This window comes from Limimaricola sp. AA108-03 (assembly GCF_050847355.1).
Classification (GTDB): Bacteria; Pseudomonadota; Alphaproteobacteria; order Rhodobacterales; family Rhodobacteraceae; genus Limimaricola.
In genome coordinates this window covers 322,247-340,513 of sequence record NZ_CP193755.1, presented here as the reverse complement: position 1 = coordinate 340,513, position 18,267 = coordinate 322,247, and the positions used below count along the sequence as shown (strand labels likewise).

Annotated in this window: 19 protein-coding genes; 11 read left to right on the top strand and 8 right to left on the bottom strand. The window is 69.1% G+C overall.

From position 1 onward, the window contains the following. Positions 1 to 21: 21 nt before the first annotated feature. From ACRAQ3_RS01780 to ACRAQ3_RS01770, 3 genes are all read left to right on the top strand, one after another. Positions 22 to 732, top strand: coding sequence for a M48 family metallopeptidase (locus ACRAQ3_RS01780; RefSeq protein ID WP_269397690.1), 711 nt, complete (start codon positions 22 to 24; stop codon positions 730 to 732). Further along, positions 729 to 1,391 (top strand): GntR family transcriptional regulator, encoded by a 663-nt coding sequence (locus ACRAQ3_RS01775; RefSeq protein ID WP_269397689.1) that lies wholly within the window; start codon positions 729 to 731, stop codon positions 1,389 to 1,391. Before ACRAQ3_RS01780 ends, ACRAQ3_RS01775 begins: the two co-directional genes overlap by 4 nt. Before the next feature lie 164 nt (positions 1,392 to 1,555). Continuing rightward, complete coding sequence (locus ACRAQ3_RS01770) at positions 1,556 to 1,960, top strand: hypothetical protein (RefSeq protein WP_432255446.1); 405 nt, start codon at positions 1,556 to 1,558, stop codon at positions 1,958 to 1,960. On the opposite strand, the gene ACRAQ3_RS01765 is transcribed toward ACRAQ3_RS01770, so the two are convergent. Both ACRAQ3_RS01765 and ACRAQ3_RS01760 read right to left on the bottom strand, forming a co-directional pair. After that, on the bottom strand, positions 1,938 to 3,047 hold the full coding sequence (locus ACRAQ3_RS01765) for an ABC transporter ATP-binding protein (protein ID WP_432255445.1): 1,110 nt from the start codon (positions 3,045 to 3,047) through the stop codon (positions 1,938 to 1,940). The two genes, ACRAQ3_RS01770 and ACRAQ3_RS01765, sit on opposite strands and share 23 nt — an antisense overlap. Continuing rightward, positions 3,032 to 4,087, bottom strand: a complete 1,056-nt coding sequence (locus tag ACRAQ3_RS01760) for a substrate-binding domain-containing protein (RefSeq protein ID WP_432255444.1) — start codon at positions 4,085 to 4,087, stop codon at positions 3,032 to 3,034. Before ACRAQ3_RS01760 ends, ACRAQ3_RS01765 begins: the two co-directional genes overlap by 16 nt. Positions 4,088 to 4,280: 193 nt before the next feature. Here ACRAQ3_RS01760 and malE point away from each other — a divergent pair, with 193 nt between their 5' ends. The 5 genes from malE (at position 4,281) to ACRAQ3_RS01735 (ending at position 10,103) form a co-directional block, all read left to right on the top strand. After that, positions 4,281 to 5,447 carry a maltose/maltodextrin ABC transporter substrate-binding protein MalE gene (gene malE / locus ACRAQ3_RS01755; RefSeq protein ID WP_432255443.1) on the top strand — a complete coding sequence of 389 codons (1,167 nt, stop codon included), beginning with the start codon at positions 4,281 to 4,283 and terminating at the stop codon, positions 5,445 to 5,447. 103 nt (positions 5,448 to 5,550) lie between these two features. Then, complete coding sequence (gene malF, locus ACRAQ3_RS01750) at positions 5,551 to 7,095, top strand: maltose ABC transporter permease MalF (RefSeq protein WP_432255442.1); 1,545 nt, start codon at positions 5,551 to 5,553, stop codon at positions 7,093 to 7,095. Then, on the top strand, positions 7,092 to 7,982 hold the full coding sequence (malG, locus tag ACRAQ3_RS01745) for a maltose ABC transporter permease MalG (RefSeq protein WP_432255441.1): 891 nt from the start codon (positions 7,092 to 7,094) through the stop codon (positions 7,980 to 7,982). Before malF ends, malG begins: the two co-directional genes overlap by 4 nt. Before the next feature lie 77 nt (positions 7,983 to 8,059). After that, complete coding sequence (locus ACRAQ3_RS01740; protein ID WP_432255440.1) at positions 8,060 to 9,247, top strand: NAD(P)/FAD-dependent oxidoreductase; 1,188 nt, start codon at positions 8,060 to 8,062, stop codon at positions 9,245 to 9,247. A gap of 22 nt (positions 9,248 to 9,269) precedes the next feature. Beyond that, positions 9,270 to 10,103, top strand: a complete 834-nt coding sequence (locus tag ACRAQ3_RS01735) for an NAD-dependent epimerase/dehydratase family protein (protein ID WP_432255439.1) — start codon at positions 9,270 to 9,272, stop codon at positions 10,101 to 10,103. 121 nt (positions 10,104 to 10,224) lie between these two features. Here ACRAQ3_RS01735 and rpe read toward each other — a convergent pair whose 3' ends face one another. Next, positions 10,225 to 10,911 (bottom strand): ribulose-phosphate 3-epimerase, encoded by a 687-nt coding sequence (rpe, locus tag ACRAQ3_RS01730; protein WP_269397680.1) that lies wholly within the window; start codon positions 10,909 to 10,911, stop codon positions 10,225 to 10,227. 113 nt (positions 10,912 to 11,024) lie between these two features. On the opposite strand from rpe, the gene ACRAQ3_RS01725 reads away from it, so the two are divergent. Continuing rightward, complete coding sequence (locus ACRAQ3_RS01725) at positions 11,025 to 11,873, top strand: AraC family transcriptional regulator (protein ID WP_432255438.1); 849 nt, start codon at positions 11,025 to 11,027, stop codon at positions 11,871 to 11,873. Here the strand turns inward: ACRAQ3_RS01725 and ACRAQ3_RS01720 are convergent. The 3 genes from ACRAQ3_RS01720 to ACRAQ3_RS01710 are packed head-to-tail and all read right to left on the bottom strand — an operon-like array spanning position 11,870 to position 13,740. Continuing rightward, positions 11,870 to 12,517, bottom strand: a complete 648-nt coding sequence (locus ACRAQ3_RS01720) for a DUF1523 family protein (RefSeq protein WP_432255437.1) — start codon at positions 12,515 to 12,517, stop codon at positions 11,870 to 11,872. The genes ACRAQ3_RS01725 and ACRAQ3_RS01720 overlap by 4 nt on opposite strands. A gap of 46 nt (positions 12,518 to 12,563) precedes the next feature. After that, positions 12,564 to 12,896, bottom strand: a complete 333-nt coding sequence (locus tag ACRAQ3_RS01715) for a hypothetical protein (protein ID WP_432255436.1) — start codon at positions 12,894 to 12,896, stop codon at positions 12,564 to 12,566. 1 nt (position 12,897) lies between these two features. Then, positions 12,898 to 13,740 carry a L,D-transpeptidase gene (locus ACRAQ3_RS01710; RefSeq protein ID WP_269397676.1) on the bottom strand — a complete coding sequence of 281 codons (843 nt, stop codon included), beginning with the start codon at positions 13,738 to 13,740 and terminating at the stop codon, positions 12,898 to 12,900. A gap of 213 nt (positions 13,741 to 13,953) precedes the next feature. Here ACRAQ3_RS01710 and ACRAQ3_RS01705 point away from each other — a divergent pair, with 213 nt between their 5' ends. Continuing rightward, positions 13,954 to 14,937, top strand: coding sequence for a P1 family peptidase (locus ACRAQ3_RS01705; protein ID WP_432255435.1), 984 nt, complete (start codon positions 13,954 to 13,956; stop codon positions 14,935 to 14,937). A gap of 105 nt (positions 14,938 to 15,042) precedes the next feature. Here the strand turns inward: ACRAQ3_RS01705 and ACRAQ3_RS01700 are convergent, their stop codons facing one another. After that, positions 15,043 to 15,852 (bottom strand): alpha/beta hydrolase, encoded by an 810-nt coding sequence (locus tag ACRAQ3_RS01700; protein ID WP_432255434.1) that lies wholly within the window; start codon positions 15,850 to 15,852, stop codon positions 15,043 to 15,045. A gap of 79 nt (positions 15,853 to 15,931) precedes the next feature. On the opposite strand from ACRAQ3_RS01700, the gene ACRAQ3_RS01695 reads away from it, so the two are divergent. Beyond that, complete coding sequence (locus ACRAQ3_RS01695; RefSeq protein ID WP_432255433.1) at positions 15,932 to 17,410, top strand: NAD-dependent succinate-semialdehyde dehydrogenase; 1,479 nt, start codon at positions 15,932 to 15,934, stop codon at positions 17,408 to 17,410. A 252-nt stretch (positions 17,411 to 17,662) separates the two neighbouring features. On the opposite strand, the gene ACRAQ3_RS01690 is transcribed toward ACRAQ3_RS01695, so the two are convergent. Beyond that, positions 17,663 to 18,250, bottom strand: coding sequence for a DUF1285 domain-containing protein (locus ACRAQ3_RS01690; RefSeq protein ID WP_432255432.1), 588 nt, complete (start codon positions 18,248 to 18,250; stop codon positions 17,663 to 17,665). Positions 18,251 to 18,267 lie beyond the last annotated feature (17 nt).

Here is an 18,267-nt window from a genome sequence, read left to right as displayed (position 1 = left end):
GCGGAGGGAGGCAAGCGGGATATGGGTGAACACGTGCTGCCGGGCAACCCGCCCCTGACGGTGGCGCTGCGCCGCTCGGATCGGGCGGGGCGAATCACGCTTCGGGTCTCGCATCGCGACGGGCGGGTGACGCTGACGCTGCCCCGACGCACGCCCGAGCGCGAGGCGCTGGCCTTCCTGCGCGAACGCGAGGCCTGGGTGCGCGGTCATCTCGAACGGGTGGCGCCGCCACGCGCGGTGCGGCTGGGCGGCTCGCTGCCCTATCTGGGCGAGGAAATCGCGCTGCGGCCCGCCGCCCTGCGCAGCCCACGGCTCGAGGGTCGGGTGCTGCTCCTGCCCGATGACGCGGCGCGCGCCCCGGCGCGGGCGATGGCCTTCCTCAAGGCCCGCGCCCGCGATCGCCTTTCGGCCGCCGTGGACCGCCACGCCGCCGCGCTGGGCCGCCGTACCGGGCGGCTGAGCTTTCGCGACACCCGCTCGCGCTGGGGATCGTGCAGCTCGAAGGGCGACATCATGCTGTCCTGGCGGCTGGTCATGGCGCCGCCCGAGATCGGCGACTACGTCGCCGCCCACGAGGTCGCGCATCTGGCCGAGATGAACCACTCGCCCGCCTTCTGGGCGGTGTGCGAGCAGCTGTTCCCGCAGCATCGCGCCGCGCGCGACTGGCTGCGTCTGCATGGCGACGCGCTGCAGCGGATCGATTTCACCGCCCCCGCCGGAGCCACCGCGTGATCCCGCCCGCCGTCGCCACCCCCCGCGCCCCCGACCCCGCCGGGGCGGCGCATGACCGGGTGTATCGCTCGCTCAGAACCCGCATCATGCATGGCGAGATCGCCCCCGGTGAATCGCTGACGCTGCGCGGCATCGGCAAGCTGTTCGAAGTGTCGATGACCCCCGCCCGCGAAGCGGTGCGGCGGCTGGTGGCCGAGGGCGCGCTGTCGCTCTCCTCCTCGGGCCGCGTCGCGACGCCGGCACTCACCAACGAGCGGATCGAGGAGCTGGCAGCGCTGCGCGCCATGCTCGAGCCGGAACTGGCCTCGCGGGCGCTGCCACGGGCGCATTTCGCGCTGATCGACCGGCTCGAAGCGATCAACGCCGGGGTCAGCCAGATGGTCGCCCGGCACGACGCCACCGGCTATATCCGCATGAATCTCGAATTTCACCGCACGCTCTACCTGCGGGCCCAGTCGCCCGCGATCCTCGCCATGACCGAGACCGTCTGGCTGCAGCTCGGCCCCACCATGCGGGCGCTTTACGGGCGACTGCGTCGCACCGAGCCGCCCTATCATCACAAGCTGATCCTCGCGGCGCTCAGGGCCGGGGACGAGCCGGGGCTGCGTCTGGCAGTGCGGACCGATGTGACCCAGGGGCTGCGGCTGCTCAAGGGGTGATTGACATACCCGACATTTATTGTCAGGTATGGCTCAGCCACGACGGACCAGCCGTCGCAAGCCGGACGCGTTCAGGACCATCGAGGCCCGTCATGCCCCGCGACTTTCCCCAGGATTTTCCTTCCGACGATTCTCGTCCCCGCAGTCCCATCGGCGGTGCGCCGGTGGGGCGTCTCGACGATCTCGGCGCGATCGAGGCGCGCGCCGTGCGGCTGCTCAGGCTGTGGTGCGATGCCGGCTTCGAGGCCGTGGCCGCCCGGCTCGCCCCCGATCTCGACCCCGGCCCGGCCGGTGCGGCGGCGCGCGCGCTCGACGCGCTGGCGCGGCTCTGCGCCACGACGGGACGTCGGCCGCTGATGCGCCACGCCGCCGACTGCGCCTGTCTCGGTGCCGATGAAGCCTGGTTCGCGCGGCTGATCGGCCATGGCTCCGAAGCCGCGCGGGAAGAGGCGATGATGCTCGCCATGGCGTTCCTGCGGCCGGAGGCCGCGGCGGAGGCCGCCCATCTGGCCGAGGCGCTGGGCCTCGGCCTGCGCCGCGCCGGGATCAGCCGGCGACGGCTGCACTGAGCGCCGGCGCCCGCTCGATCCGGGTGCCGGTCTCGATGTCGAACAGGCACAGCCCCTCTCGCGCCACCGCGAGATCGACATGGTCGGTGGCGTCCTCGGGGATGCGGCCCGGCAGCCGCGCGGTGATGGTTTCGCCACCGAGCACGAAATTGACATAGGCCTCGGCGCCGGTGTTCTCGATCATCTTCGGCGCGACCACGAGGTCGGGGGTGCCGGTGGCCCGGCTCAGATGCTCGGGCCGGATACCGAGCGTCACCCGCGCCGGCAGATCGGCCGCGCGCCAACCCGGCCCCATGGCGAGCGCGATGCCGTCGATGTCGAGACCGGTCTCGGTGACGCGGGCGGGTACGAGGTTCATCGGCGGCGAGCCCATGAAATCCGCGACGAAGGTATTGGCGGGCGTGTCGTAGATCTCCTGCGGCGTGCCGATCTGCTGCACCACACCGCCCTTGAGCACGACGATCCGGCTGGCCAGAGTCATCGCCTCGATCTGGTCGTGGGTGACGTAGACGATCGAGGCATGGGTGGTCTTGTGGATGCGCTTGATCTCGGCGCGCATCTCGACGCGAAGCTTGGCATCGAGGTTCGACAGCGGCTCATCGAACAAAAACAGCTTGGGATCGCGCACCAGCGCCCGGCCCATCGCGACGCGCTGGCGCTGGCCACCCGAGAGCTGGGAAGGCTTGCGGTCGAGCAGGTGGTCGATCCGCAGGAGCTTCGCGACCTCCTCGATCCTGCGCTGCGCCTCGGCCTTGGGGACCTTGCGTACCTTCATGCCGAAGCCGATGTTCTCGGCCACGTTCATCGTCGGGTAGAGCGCGTAGGACTGGAACACCATGGCGATGTCGCGGTCCTTTGGCGGCTCGTGCGTCACGTCGCGCCCCCCGATCTCCAACGCGCCGCCCGATATCTCCTCGAGCCCGGCGATGCAGTTGAGCAGCGTGGACTTGCCGCAGCCGGACGGGCCGACGAGGACGAGGAATTCGCCCGGCTTCATGTCGATATCGATCGAATGCAGCACCTCGACGCCGCCATAGCTCTTCTTGAGCTGGTCGGCGCGCAGTGCGCTGGTCACGGGGTCTGCCATGGTCTCTCCTCTCCCTTCGGGACGGGGCCGGTCGAGGCCCGGACGATCAGCCCGGCCCGGTTCACGGTTTGCAGGCGCGCGGGCGGCGCGCCGTTCAGATGGTCGACGAGCATCTGCGCCAACGGTGCGCAGGCGTCGCGCAGCGGCGCGTGGGTCACGGTCAGGGCCGGGTTGAAATGCGCGGGCCGGATGCCGGGCAGCGCGTCGTCATGCGCGATGACCGAAAGGTCCCCCGGCATCGAAAGCCCGAGATCGCGCGCCGCACGCAGCACGCCCTGTGCCACCGGGGTGGTGGCGCAGAGAATCGCGGTGGGCCGCGGCCCGGCTCGTCCCGAGAGCCAAGCCAGCGCCTGCGTGTAGCCGGTGCTCTCGGTCGGCGCGCCACCCGCGACGAAGCCATCGGGCACCGCCAGCCCCTCCACCGCCATGGCGGCACGAAATCCCTGCTCGCGCTCCTCGGCAAAGGCGAAGCGCGCCTCGCCGTTGATCAGCGCAATCCGGGCATGGCCGAGGCTGGCAAGCAGCTCGACCGCGTCGGCGCAGACGGCGCGATTGTCGATGCCGAAGAAGGCGTAATCCGGCGCGGCATGGGCCTGGCCGTGCATCACGAAGGGCACGCCGCGCGCACGCAGAAAGCCCGGCCGCGGATCGTTCGGCACCGGCGCGTTCAGCACGAAGCCGTCGAGCAGGTCGCGCTCCAGCATCCGCTCGTAGGGCGCGACCGGGTCGTTGCCCTGATCGACCGAGAGCACGAGGTCGAGATCGCGCGCCGCCAACTCGGCAGTCAGCGTGGTCAGCACGTCGAAGAAGGTCTGGTCGGCCGACATGTCGGCGCGCAGCTTGACGATCATGCCGACCACGCCCGAGCGGCCGGTCGCCAGCCGCTGCGCCGAGCGGTTGGGCCGGTAGCCCAGCCGCGTCGCCGCCTCCTGCACCCGGGCCCGGGTCCGGGCGCCGACCTCCGGAAAGCCGTTGAGCGCCCGGCTCACCGTGGCGACCGAGAGACCGAGCTCGGTGGAGATGTCCTTGAGAGTCGCCATGCCGCGACCCCTCCCCCGGCCGTTCAAAGCGCTTGCAGCGGCAATCTATGCCTCGCGCCCCCGCAATTGCAACGAAAAGCTCGGTGTCCCGCCGTCAGCCTCAAAGCGGTTTGAGAAAACCGGCCGCTTTGCTATCGTGCCGCGAATCGCGCCGTGGGGAGGACCCGGCGGCGGGACGATCTGGGAGGATGACATGACCAAGACCAAGACCCTCGGCGCCGTGGCGCTGTTGATGCTGTCGGCCGCGCCGGCGCTGGCCTTCGAGGATGGCAAGCTGCTGATCTGGACCGGCGACAACCGCGCCCCCGACGCGCTGCGCGAGATCGGCAAGACCTTCGAGGAGGAGTTCGGCGTACCGGTCGAGGTGGCCGTGGTCGAGCCGCTGCCCGAGAAGTTCCAGCAGGCCGCCGCCACCGGTGACGGGCCGGACATCGTGATGCACGCGCATGACCGCCTCGGCGAATGGTCCACGGGCGGCATCATCGCCCCCGTGACCCCTGGCGCCGATTTCACCGACGGCATCCTGCCCGCCGCGATAGAGGCCGTGACCTTCGACGGCGCCACATGGGGCTACCCGGTCGCGGTCGAGGCCGCGCACCTGATCTACAACAAGGAATACGTCGACACCCCGCCCGCCGATTTCTCGGAGATCGCGGCGATGGAGTTGCCCGAGGGCGTGGCGCCGATCCTGTGGGACTACAACAACACCTATTTCACCTTCCCGATGCTCGCGGCCAATGGCGGCTTCGCCTTCCAGAAGGTCGAAGGCTCCTATGACGGTGCGACCTCGGGCGTGAACACCGAGGGCGCGGTCGAGGGCGCCGAGGTGCTGGCCTCGCTGATCGAGGACGGCGTCATGCCCAAGGGCGTCGATTACGGCGTCATGGAAGGCGCGATGAACAATGGCGAGGTCGCCATGGTCATCAACGGGCCGTGGGCCTGGGCCAACCTCGCCGGATCGGGCATCGATTTCGGCGTGGCGCCGCTGCCCAAGGTCGATGGCGAGCTGGCCCCGCCCTTCCTTGGGGTGCAGGCGCTGGCCCTGAACGCCGCCTCGCCCAATCTCGACCTCGCGCAGGAGTTCATCGAAAGCTACCTGCTCACCGACGAGGGGCTGAGCGTCTGGAACGAGAGCGGTGCGCTGGGTGCGCTGGCCGACCAGTCGGCCGCCGCGGCGCAGGACGACGAGAAGGTGAGCGCCATGCTCGACGTCGCCAAGGACGGCATCCCGATGCCCTCGAACCCCGAGATGGGCGCGTTCTGGGCCGCGATGCAGCCGGCGCTGACCAATATCACCAACGGCGCGCAGGAGCCGCAGGCGGCGCTCGACGACGCCGCCGCCCGGATCAAGGGCGAATAAGCGCCAAGCCCGGGGCGGCATCGTCGCCCCGGCCCCCTGCCCCGTCGCCGCCGGGGCAGCCCAAGGGCCAAGGACGCGGCGTGCTCCGGGAGGGATCACCGACATGACCATCGCCGATGCGGGCCCCGGCCCGTCCGAGACGCATATCGAAACCCGGCCCTGGCTGCGCCTGGCCGTCGTGGCGGTGCTGGGCGTGGCGATGCTCTACGGCGCCTTCTTCCTCTATCAGATCGCGCAGCCGCTCTTCGGCGCGATCCTGCTCGCGGTGGCCACCGGCTTCGTGGTGATCTTCGGTGCCAACCGCTTCTACGGCGCACGTTTCATCTTTCCCGGCGTCGCGGCGGTGCTGGTCTTCATCGCCTTCCCGGTCGCCTACACGATCTGGCTCGGCTTCACGAACTACTCCTCGTTCAACCTGCTGTCCTACGAGCGAACGATCGAGGTGCTGACCTCGCGCGGCACGGTCGATCCAGAGACCGAACAGCCTTTCACGGTGGCCCGCGATGGCGACGGCCACCGCATCTGGCTGCCCGAAAGCGGGCTGCTCTCCGAGCCGGTGACGCTGGCGGTCGAGGAGGAGGCGGTGACGCTTGCGCCTGCCGAGCCGCCGTTCGACCTGCTCAGCCCCCGGGAGGCGATCAAGCTGCGCGCGGGTCTGCAGAGCCTGACCCTGACCACCCCCGACGAGATCGACCTGCGCAATGCCGGGCTCAGGACCTTCGCCAGCGTCACGCCCGACTTCGTGCGCAGCGGCGAGGACATGCTGACCCGCAGCTCGGACGGGCTCGTCCTCACCGCCAATCACGACACCGGTTTCTTCGAGACGCCGGATGGCGAGCCGGTGCCGCCGGGCTGGCGCGTGGGCGTCGGCTTCGACAATTTCAAGCGCATCCTCGAATCCAAGGGCGTACGCGGCCCGATGCTGTCGATCTTCGCCTGGACCTTCGCCTTCGCGGCGCTGTCGGTGGCGGGCGTCTTCGCCGTGGGGCTGTTGCTGGCGGTGATCCTCCAGTGGGAGCATCTGCGTTTCAAGACGCTGTACCGGATCCTGTTGATCCTGCCCTACGCGGTGCCGGGCTTCATCTCGATCCTCGTGTTTCGCGGGCTGTTCAACCAGAATTTCGGAGAGATCAACCTGATCCTCGAGGCGCTGTTCGGCATCCGCCCCGACTGGTTCACCGACGGCAATCTCGCCCGGGCGATGATCCTCTTCGTCAATATCTGGCTGGGCTATCCCTACATGATGCTGCTGGCGATGGGCTTTCTTCAGGCCGTGCCGCAGGATCACAAGAAGGCCGCCGCTCTGGAAGGGGCGTCCAGCTTGCGGGTGTTCTTCACCATCACCCTGCCGCAGATCATCCCGCCCTTTCTGCCGCTGCTGATCGCGGCCTTCGCCTTCAACTTCAACAACCTCGTGCTGATCCTGCTGCTGACGCGCGGCGGGCCCGACATCCCCGGCACGGTGATCCCGGCGGGCGAGACCGATATCCTCGCCTCCTTCACCTATCGCCTCGCCTTTCAGGATTCGGGCCAGCAATTCGGCCTCGCGGGGGCGATCACGCTGCTGATCTTCCTCGTCGTGGCCGCCATCTCCTATGCCAACTTCGTGGCCATGCGCCGCGCCGCAGCCAAGAGGTCCGGCCGATGATCGTCGAACGCCCGCGTGACCTGGCGCTCAAGAAGATCGCCGCGCATGGCTTCATGCTGATCTTCCTGGCGCTGATCCTGTTCCCGTTCTTCATGATCGTCTCGATCAGCTTCCGGGAGGGCAACTTCGCCACCGGGTCGCTCTGGCCCGAGAACCCGACGTTGGAGCACTGGTATCTCGCCTTCGGGCTCGACTACACCCGCTCCGACGGCACCGTGGTCGCGCCGCCCTACCCGGTGCTGTTGTGGATGTGGAACTCGATCAAGATCGGGCTGATCGCCTCCGCGGGCGTGCTCGCGCTCTCGACCATCTCGGCCTATGCCTTCAGCCGGATCCGCATCCGTGGCAAGCAGGGCCTGCTCGACGGGCTGTTCCTGATCCAGATGTTCCCGACGACGCTGGCGCTGGTGGCGATCTTCGCGATCTTCGACGCGCTGGGCGAGGTGACGCCCGCGCTCGGGATCAACAGCCACCTCGCGCTGATCCTCGTCTATCTGAGCCAGATCACGCTGCATATCTGGACCATCAAGGGCTATTTCGACAGCGTCGACACCGCGCTCGACAAGGCCGCCGAGATCGACGGCGCGAGCGCGTGGCAGACCTTCCGCTACATCTTCCTGCCGCTTGCGGTGCCGATCATGGCGGTGGTTTTCGTGCTGAGCTTCATTGGCGTGATCAACGACTACCCCATCGCCAGCGTGCTGATCCGCTCCGAGGACCAGATGACTCTGGCGGTCGGCTCGCGGCTCTATCTCAACGAGTTCAAGTATCTCTGGGGCGATTTCGCCGCCGCAGCGATCCTCTCGGGCCTGCCGATCACCATCGTGTTCCTGATCGCCCAGCGCTACCTCGTCTCGGGACTCTCGGAGGGGGCGGTCAAGGGCTGAGGCCTCTGCCGAGCTTCGAAGAAAGAGGCCCGCAGCGGCCCCTTTCTTTTGTCTTCCGAGCGGCCTAGCGTCACCCCATGGCAGCGGCGCATTCCTCATATGACGTGGTGATCATCGGCGGCGCGATGATCGGCAGCGCCGTGGCATGGTGGCTCGCGCGCGATCCGGGATTCGGCGGTCGCATCCTCGTGGTCGAGCGCGATCCCTCCTTCGAGTTCGCTTCGACCAGCCACACCAATTCCTGCATTCGCATGCAGTTCGGTACCGAGGTGAACGTCGCGATCAGCCGCTTCGGGCTGGAGTTCATTCGCGCCTTTCGGGATTACGCGGGCGAGGACGCGCCCGAGATCCACCTCGACGATTTCGGTTATCTCTATCTCGCCGCCGATCAGGCCTCGGCCGACAGGCTGCGCGCGGCGCAGGCGCTGCAGGCGCGGATGGGCGCTGGCACGCGGCTGCTGTCACCGGCGCAGCTGCGCACGGCCTTTCCCTTCATGGCGTGGGACGACATCCTGCTCGGCAGTCACAATCCCGGCGAGGAAGGCTGCTTCGACGGCGGCACCATGTTCTCGGAGTTCCGCCGCCGGGCGCGGCGCATGGGCGTCGAGGAAATCCGCGCCGAGGCCACCGGGCTGCGGCTGAAGGGCGATCGCGTCACCCATGTCGAGCTGTCCGACGGCAGCGCCGTCGCCTGCGGCCAAGTCGTGAACGCCGCCGGGCCGCGTGCGGCGCGGGTGGCGGCGATGGCCGGCATCGCCATCCCGGTCGAGCCGCGCAAGCGCTATACCTTCATCTTCGAGGCCGAGGACAGGCTGCCGCGCAAGCTGCCGCTGACCGTCGATCCCTGCGGCATCCATTATCGCTCGGACGGCGCGCTCTACATGGCGGGCTGCCCGCCCGAGACGGACGGCCCCTGCGAGGCCGGTGATTTCGCCATGGACCACGCGATCTGGGAGGACCGCGTCTGGCCGGCGCTGGCCGCCCGCATCCCCGCCTTCGAGCGGGTGAAGCTGCGCAATTCGTGGGTCGGTCACTACGCCTACAACACGCTCGATCAGAACGCGCTGCTGGGCCCGCATCCGGCGGTCGCGAACCTGCTCTTCGCCAACGGCTTTTCCGGCCACGGGCTGCAACAGGCCCCGGCGGTGGGGCGCGGCATCGCCGAGCACATCATCCACGGGGGCTGGCGCAGCCTCGACCTTGCACCGCTCTCGGTGGCGCGCCTCGTCGAGGGCCGGGCGCTCACCGAAGCGGCGGTGATCTGACCCGACGACCAAGGAGACTCCCATGAAGAAGATCGTCCTCACCGGCGCCTGCGGCGCTCTCGGCTCGAAGCTGCGCGAACCGCTCTCGAAGCTCGCGGACGAGCTGCTCTCGACCGACATCGCCGAGGCTCCGGCCGAGCTCCTGCCGAACGAGCGCTTCGTGCAGGCCGATCTCGTCGATCTCCCCGCGATCGAGACGCTGATGCGGGACGCCGAGATGGTCGTGCATTTCGGCGCGATTCCCGACGAGCGGCCCTTCGAGGAGTTGCTCGGCCCGAACTACATCGGCGCCTACACGGTCTGGGAGGCGGCGCATCGTGCCGGCGCGCGGCGCGTGGTCTATGCCTCCTCGGTGCACGCGGTGGGGCTGCAGGAGACGATGGCCGGCCACGATACCGACGTGCCGCACAAGCCCGACAGCTTCTACGGCCTGTCGAAATGCTTCGCCGAGGACATGGGCCGGATGTTCTGGGAAAAGCGCGGTCTCGAGGCAGTCTGCCTGCGCATCTTTTCCTGCACGCCCGAGCCGCAGAACGCCCGGGCGCTGCACACATGGCTGAGCCATGGGGATCTGGTGCGACTGGTCGAGGCCTCCGTGACGACGCCGGTTACCGGCTTCACCGTGGCCTGGGGCGTCTCGGCCAACAGCCGCGCGCCGGTGTCGAACCACAAGGTCGCGTTCCTCGGCTACCACCCGCAGGACAATGCCGAGGACTGGGCCGACCGGCTGCTGCCGCCGACGAAGACGCCGGACCCGTCCGACCGGGCGCAGCGCTGCCTCGGCGGACCTTTCGCCGTGGTGCCGCTGGGAGAAAGCGGGGTCGAGGCGATCCGGAGGATGAGCGCGGGCGACTGAGGACGCACGACCCCGCCCTCGCGCCAGCGGAAACGAGGGCATCCGCGTATTCGGGAGAAAGACGAAGGGGATGGCGCGACCGTCCCCTTCATCTTTCGTCAAATACGCATGGCGCGCCGCCTCAGCCCTGCGCCGCGGCGCGAATCGCGGCGATGTTCTCACCATAGACCGAGGCCGTCTCGACCGAGCCGCCCCGGAACACCGCCGAGCCCGCGACCAGCGCGTCGGCACCTGCCCGCGCCACCAGCGGCGCGGTGGCGGTGTCGACGCCGCCATCGACCTCGAGATGGATCTCGCGGTCGCCGATCATCGCGCGCAGGGTCGCGATCTTGTCGAGCATCGAATGCAGGAATTTCTGCCCGCCGAAGCCCGGATTGACGGTCATCGCCAGCACCAGATCCACGTCGTCGAGAAGCGGCGCCACCGCCTCGGCCGGCGTGCCCGGGTTGAGCGCCACGCCGGCCTTCATCCCGGCGCCGCGGATCGCCTGAAGCGTGCGGTGGATATGCGGCCCCGCCTCGACATGGGCGGTGAGGATGTCGGCGCCCGCATCGGCGAAGGCGTCGATATAGGGATCGACCGGCGCGATCATCAGATGCACGTCCATCACCGTCGTCACATGCGGCCGGATCGCCCGCACCAGCTGCGGCCCGAAAGTGATGTTGGGCACGAAATGCCCGTCCATCACGTCGACATGGACCCAATCGGCGCCCTGCGCCTCGATGGCGCGAACCTCGGCGCCGAAGGCGGCGAAATCGGCGGAGAGGATCGAGGGGGCGATCTTGAGATTGCGGTCGAAGGCGGTCATCGGCGGGGCTCCCTGTGCAGTCGCGCCATGCCCTAGCGCGAAATCGCGCGCACGTCACGCGCGGCGCGCAACCGGCCTTTCGCATCTGCAGAAGCTCCTGCTAACGTGGCGTCATGCAACCCGCTCCGCTGATCCTGTCGTATGAGGACATCCTGCCGCCCGGCGCCTGCGCGGCGCTGACCCGCGCCATGCTCGGCACGGGACGGCCGGTGCTGCACGGGCACGACTTCTTCGAACTGGCCTGGGTGCAGAACGGGCGGGTGCGGCACCATTTGCCCGAGGGGCGCGAGGATCTGGTCGAGGGCGACGTGATCTTCGTGGCGCCGGGCCATTCGCACGGGCTGCAGGGTCGCGGCGCCGATGCGCTTCTGGTCTCGGTGACGCTGCATCCCGAGCTGATCGCAGAACTCGGACAGCGGTATCCCGACCTTGCGGGACGGCTGTTCTGGACCGGTGCCAAGGCGCCGCTGCGGCTGTCGCGCGACAGCCGCCAGATGGCCGAGCTGAACCGCGCCGCGCTGCGGCTCGAGCGGGGCAGGCGCGACCGGCTCGGCGCCGAAGCCTTCTTGCTGCCCTTGTTGTGCGGGCTGGCCGAGGAGGCCGCGCCGCTGCCCGGCGGCGCCCCCGACTGGCTGGCGCGCGCCTGCGCCGCCTCGCGCGCGCCGGAGGTGTTTCAGGACGGGGCCTCGGGCTTTGCCCGCGTTGCAGGCAAGGCGCATCCGCATGTCAGCCGCTCGATGCGGCGCTTTCTCGACATGTCGCCCTCGGACTGGATCAACGCGCAGCGCATGGATTACGCGGCGCGGCGGCTCCTGGGGAGCGCCGACAGCCTTGCCGAGATCGCCGCCGAATGCGGCGTCCCGAACCTGTCGCATTTCCACAAGCTGTTCCGCCAAGCGCATGGCGAGACGCCGCAGCGCTTCCGCCGCGCTCGCCAGCGCGACGTGGTGCAACCCGGCTAGCTGTCGTCGCGGCGTCCCGCGCGGGCATCGCGGCGGCGGCGAATCGCATCGGTCCAGATCGCGACACGTCGGTCGCCCCGGTCGAGCCATGGCGAGACATGTCGGCGCGACCAGCGCCGCAGCCGCACGCCGACGGCCCAGACCACGGCGAGCAGCACCGTCAGGAAGACGATGTTGAACCAGGGGATCAACCGGGTATCGGGCCCCTCGACAGGCCGGACCGACAGCGCGTTCGGGTAGACCGAGAGCAATGGCAGCCGCCAGCCGTAATAACGCACCGCGACCCATTGCGGATCGCCGGCGGTGGAGACGAGGTTGCGCGCCTCGGCCTGCAGGTTGGCGCTGTCGAACTTGAAGTAGGGCGGCCAGCCGCCGCCCGTGTCCTCGTTGCGAAACACCATGACGCCGCCATCGGCGCGTACCGTGTCGATGAAGCGCACGTCACGCTCCACGAGCCCGGTGGTGGTGGTGGCGTTCTCGGAGGCGGCCCAGAACACCGAGTTCGGGTCGATCCGCTCGAGCTTGATCTCGACGCCGGTGATGCGGACGATCTCGCGACGCGGCAGGTTGTAGTGCAGCAGCGCGGCGACGAGCGCCAGCACCACCCCCCAAAAGATCCAGCCGAACCAGCGCATCGCGTTCATCCCTCTCCTGTCGGGCCCCGGCGCATTCGGCCCCGCGCCCCGTGATCTACCATGTCGCGCGTCGCCAGCGCCGTGGCAAGCTCGCGATGGTCAGCACCAGCACCGGTCCCCAGATCAGCGCCGCCCCCATGCCGAGCCGAAGCAGGTGCAGCGCCAGCGCGCCGAATCCGGGCCGCGCCAGCGTGGCCAGCGGCACGCCCTGCGCCATGTAGAGGCCGAGAAACAGCGCCATCGACAGGAGCAGCATCAAGACCGTCGCCGTCAGCCCGAGCCAGATCAGAGGCCCCACCCCTTCGGGCCAGACCCGCGCCAGCAGCAAAGGCACCGCCCAGCCGGCGAGGCCGAGGCCCAGCGCCGGCAGGACGAGGCCCCACCACATCTCAGTAGCCGAAGCTCTCGACGTTCGTGGCGGTGCCGAACTGCGGCGGGCCGCTCTCGGCGGCGGCCGTGTAGAGCTCCTCGGGCGGCACGTAGGTCGGCGGCAGCTCGCTGCCCCGGTTCGCCACGGCAGCCCCCTCGATCGCGACCGAATCCTCGTAATCGCGGATCACCACCTTGGTGCCGAGCGGCACCTTGGGGAACAGGAAGATCACGTCGTGATTGAACATGCGGATGCAGCCGGCCGAGCCCGAATTGCCGATCGAGGCGAGGTCGTTGGTGCCGTGGATCCGGTAATAGGTGTCGCGGTTGCCCTGGTAGAGGTAGAGCGCGCGCGCGCCCAGCGGGTTGGCGAGACCGCCCGGAACGCCATTGCGGTACTCGCCGTAGATCTCCGGCTCGCGGCGCAGCATGTTCTGGGTCGGGGTCCAGCTCGGCCACTGCTCCTTGCGCTTGATCGTGGTGTCGTAGCTCATCGACAGGCCCTGCCGGCCGACGCCGACGGGAAAGCGCCAGGCCATGCCACCCGGCTCGATCCAGTAGAGCAGTTTGGCGTGCAGGTCGGCCTCGATCGTGCCGGCGGGCTCATAGCCCCGATAGGGCACATAGGCGCGGCGATTCATGCCCTGGAGGTATTTCGGCGGCACCGGCGGCAGGCGGTAGCCCGCATCCTCGATCAGCCCGTAGCCATCGACGATCTGACTCAACGGCACGCCACCGATCTCCTGCTCGGAGCTGGTGGCGATGGAGGAGGACGGGACCTGCGCGGCGCAGGCGGGAAGCACGGTCAGCGCGGCCGCGCCGGTCAGCAGACGGCGGCGCGTCAGCGCGGAAGAATGGGACATCATCAATGACAGCCTTTGACGCAAGGTTTCGCGGCAACCTATCATCACGGGCCGGAACCGCAATGAGGCCGGTTCGCGCACCGCCCGGGGTGAGGCAATCAGAACGAGGGGGAGGAATATGTCAATTTCGCCAGAACCTTGGTCCCACGACAGGCTCCATGGTACGAATGGCCCTGCCACGAAGCGGGGTAAATTCTGCTTGAGCGCGGCGCGATGAGGCCGGGTTCGCGCAATGCCATCACCGATGTTGACGGTCTTCTGGTCGGCCAGTCGCAGGATGCGGCGCTGTGCTCGGGCGTCACGGTGCTGACCGGCGCTGCGCCCTTCACCGCCTCGGTCGATGTGATGGGCGGCGCGCCTGGCACACGGGAGACCGATCTGCTCGCGCCGGACCGGCTGGTGCAGGCGGTCGATGCGCTGGTACTGTCGGGCGGATCGGCCTTCGGCCTCGACGCGGCCTCGGGCGTGGCCGAGGCGCTGCGCGTCGCCGGGCGCGGCTTCGAGGCGGCGGGGCAGCGCGTGCCGATCGTCCCCGCCGCGATCCTGTTCGACCTCGGCAATGGTGGCGACAAGGGCTGGAGCGCCAACCCCTATGCCGCTCTGGGCCGCGCGGCTTTCGAAGCGGCGGGCGAAAATGTGGCGCTGGGCAGCCACGGCGCGGGATACGGCGCCACCACCGCGACGCTGCGCGGTGGCATCGGCTCGGCCTCGCTGATGCTGGAAAGCGGCCACATGGTCGGCGCGCTGGTGGCGGTGAACCCGGTCGGGTCGGCCACGATCGGCGACGGTGCGGAGTTCTGGGCCGCGCCCTGGGAGATCGGCGCCGAGTTCGGCGGACGCGGTTTCGCGATGCCACCCGGGGGGCCGCCACCCACCAAGCTGGCTCGCGCGGGGGAGAGCACCACCATCGCCATCGTCGCCACCGATGCCGCGCTCGACAAACCCGGTTGCCGCCGCATGGCGGTGGCGGCGCAGGACGGGATCGCCCGGGCGCTTCTGCCCGCGCACACGCCGCTCGACGGCGATCTGGTCTTTGCCGCCGCCACGGGGGCCCGCCCGCTCGCCGACCCGGTCGGCGACGCGCTCTGGATCGGTCATGCCGCGGCGACCTGCCTTGCCCGCGCCATCGCCCGCGCCGTCTTCCACGCTGCCCCGGGCGGCCCGCAACCCTGCTGGCAGGAGCGGTTCGGGCCCTGACCTCCTTCATCTTTCTTCAACCGCGCGGATTCCGGCTCCGATGCGGGGCGCATGGTGGCGGGTGGAGCGATGCGTATTTTCGGAAAGATGAACGAGGGGACGCGCCTAGCGCATCAGCCGGTCCACCAGCGGAGCCGCAGGATCGGCCAGCTCCTCGATCACGTCGAAATGGTGCCGGTCCGGTGCCTCGACCAATTCGCAGTCGCGCCGCTCGGCGAGCCAGCGCGCCTGATCGATGAAGGCGGGACGTTCGGCCGCGCCGACCCAGACCGTCATCGGCAGATCGACCTGATCCAGCAATGCCGGGCTCTCGGCCATGGCCTCCTCTTCGTCGAGCCGCAGATCCTCGTTCATCGTGGCCCCCATGAGCGGGCGCAGATCCGACAGGGGCGAGATCGGCACGATCCGCCCCACCCGGTCGCGCCAGCCGGGGGTGAGATCGGCGCAGGCCATCCGCGCCACTAGATGCCCACCCGCCGAATGCCCGGTGAGCCTGAGCGGCCCCGGCACGGCATCGGCCACCGCGCCGATGGCAGCCTCGATCTCGCGCGTCATCGCGCCGATCCGCGCCTCGGGCGCCAGCGTGTATGAGGGCATCGCCACGGCCCAGCCCCGCGCCAATGCGCCCGCCGCCAGATGCGACCAGGCGCTCTTGTCGAACGCCTTCCAGAAACCGCCATGCACGAAGACCACCGCGCCCTTCGCCTCGCCTTCGGGCCGAAACAGGTCGAGCCTTTGCCGCGCCCCGTCACCATAGGCGATCTCGCGGGGCGGATGCGCCTCGCGGAAGGCGGCGGCGGCGGCGGCCCAGCGCGCGGGGTATTCCATGCCGCCGGGAATGTGGCTGGCATTGGCATAGGCCTCGTCGATCTCGGCACGGCTCTGCCCATGCGCCCCGGTGCGGTTCTCGGTCATGTCGTTCCTCCCTGTCAGGGGGCTGGACCCGCCCTACCCTCGCGGTGAAGGATGCGCCCGAACTCCTGGAGGAAAAGTCATGCTCGACGACCGCACCGACATCAAGTCACTGCTCCGCCGCCCCGACCTCGTTCGCGACCGTGCCTTTCTCGGCGGCAAGTGGGTCGCCGCCAAGGACGGCAAGACCTTCGACGTCACCAACCCGGCGCGCGGCGACGTTCTCGCCTCGGTCGCCGATCTGAGCCGGGCCGAGATCGCGCAGGCCATCGATATCGCCCATAAGGCCCAGAAACCTTGGGCCGCCCGGACCGGCAAGGACCGCGCCAAGATCCTGCGCCGCTGGTACGACCTGATGATGGAGCATCAGGAGGATCTGGCGATCCTGATGACCGCAGAACAGGGCAAGCCCCTGGCCGAGAGCCGCGGCGAGGTCGCCTATGGCGCCAGCTTCGTCGAATGGTTCGGCGAGGAGGCCAAGCGGGTCTATGGCGAGACCATCCCCGGCCACATGCCCGACAAGCGGATCACCGTGATCCGGCAGCCGATCGGGGTGGCCGCCGGGATCACGCCATGGAACTTCCCCAACGCGATGATCGCGCGCAAGGTCGCCCCGGCGCTGGCCGCCGGTTGCTCTTTCGTGATCCGCCCCGCCTCGCTCACCCCGCTCTCGGCGCTCGCCATGGCGGTGCTGGCCGAGGAAGCCGGCGTGCCCGAGGGCGTGTTCTCGGTGGTCACCTCGACCTCCTCCTCGGAGGTGGGAAAGGAGTTCTGCGAGAACCCTAAGGTCCGCAAGCTGACCTTCACCGGCTCGACCGAGGTGGGCCGGACGCTGCTGCGGCAGGCCGCCGACCAGGTCATGAAATGCTCCATGGAACTGGGCGGCAACGCGCCCTTCATCGTGTTCGACGACGCCGATCTCGACGCGGCGGTCGAGGGCGCGATCCAGTGCAAGTTCCGCAACAACGGCCAGACCTGCGTCTGCGCCAACCGGATCTACGTGCAGAAGGGCGTCTATGACGAGTTCGCCAAGCGCCTCAAGGTCGCGGTCGAGAAGCTGCGCGTGGGCGACGGGCTCTCCGACGGCACCGATCTCGGACCGCTGATCGAGCCTTCGGCCATCGACAAGGTGCGCGAACACCTGAAGGACGCGCTCGATCGCGGCGCGACGCTGCTCACCGGCGGCGAGGCCCATGATCTCGGCGGCCAGTTCTTCCAGCCCACCGTCGTCACCGGGGCGAAACAGGGGATGAAGGTCGCCCATGAGGAAACCTTCGGTCCCTTCGCGCCGCTTTTCGCCTTCGAGGACGAGGACGAGGTGATCGAGATGGCGAACGACACGATCTTCGGCCTTGCCTCGTATTTCTACGCCAAGGATCTGAGCCGCGTGACCAAGGTGGCCGAGGCGCTGGAATACGGCATCGTCGGGGTGAACACCGGCATCATCTCGACCGAGGTCGCGCCCTTCGGCGGGGTCAAGCAGTCGGGGCTGGGCCGCGAGGGCTCGCGGCATGGAATCGACGACTATCTGGAGATGAAATACATCTGCAGCTCGATCTGATCCGTCCGAGAAGACGGCATGGCGACGTACAGATGCCGCCTGCTTGCCGGGCATCCGTGCCACTTCCTCGCGCGGATGCCCGAACTTTAGCGAAGGGGCCCTCCTGCCGCACATTGCCGTCGCGTCAATGTCGTAGTTCTTCGGCACGATGCGAGATGACGCCCGATGCGGCCCCGTGGCGTCGTCTTGACGAGTGACCTTGGTAACGCGTGGCGCGGAAGCCCGGTCGTCGGGCTTCCGCGTGCCATCACGTCAGGGAAGTTCCGCCGCCGGGATGATCGGGAAGAACACGCCGTTCGACCGTACGCCGAACCAGTCCTCGCCCTCATGCGGCGCGGTTTCGCCCAGCTCCACCAGCCGGTAGAAGCTCTTGCGGTCGATCAACGCCTCCAGCCCTGACCGGATCTCGATATAGGGCGCGGGCTCCCCCGTTTCCGGGTCGCGGACCACCCGGATCGGATGCTCGGGCCCCGCCACCGCCGTCTCGTCGAGATTGGTGGTAAAGCGCAGCCCCTCCCCCTCCCGCGCGACGTCGACCGCGACGAAGGGCGCGTCGTCGACGGTGATGCCCACCTTTTCGACCGGGGTGACGAGGTAGTGCCTGTCGCCCTCGCGCTTGAGGATCGAGGCGAAGAGCTTGACCATGCGTTCGCGGCCGATCGGCGTGCCCTCGTGAAACCAAGTGCCGTCGCGCGCGATCCGCATGTCGAGATCGCCGCAGTAGGGCGGATCCCACAAATGCACCGGCGCCGGGCCGCGCGCGCCGGCGCGGCTCGCCGCCGATGCGAGGTTTTCCGCCGAAGGCGCCTCGGTCGTCTCACTGTTCTTTGTGTTTGCCATCCGGACCCGCCACGGTA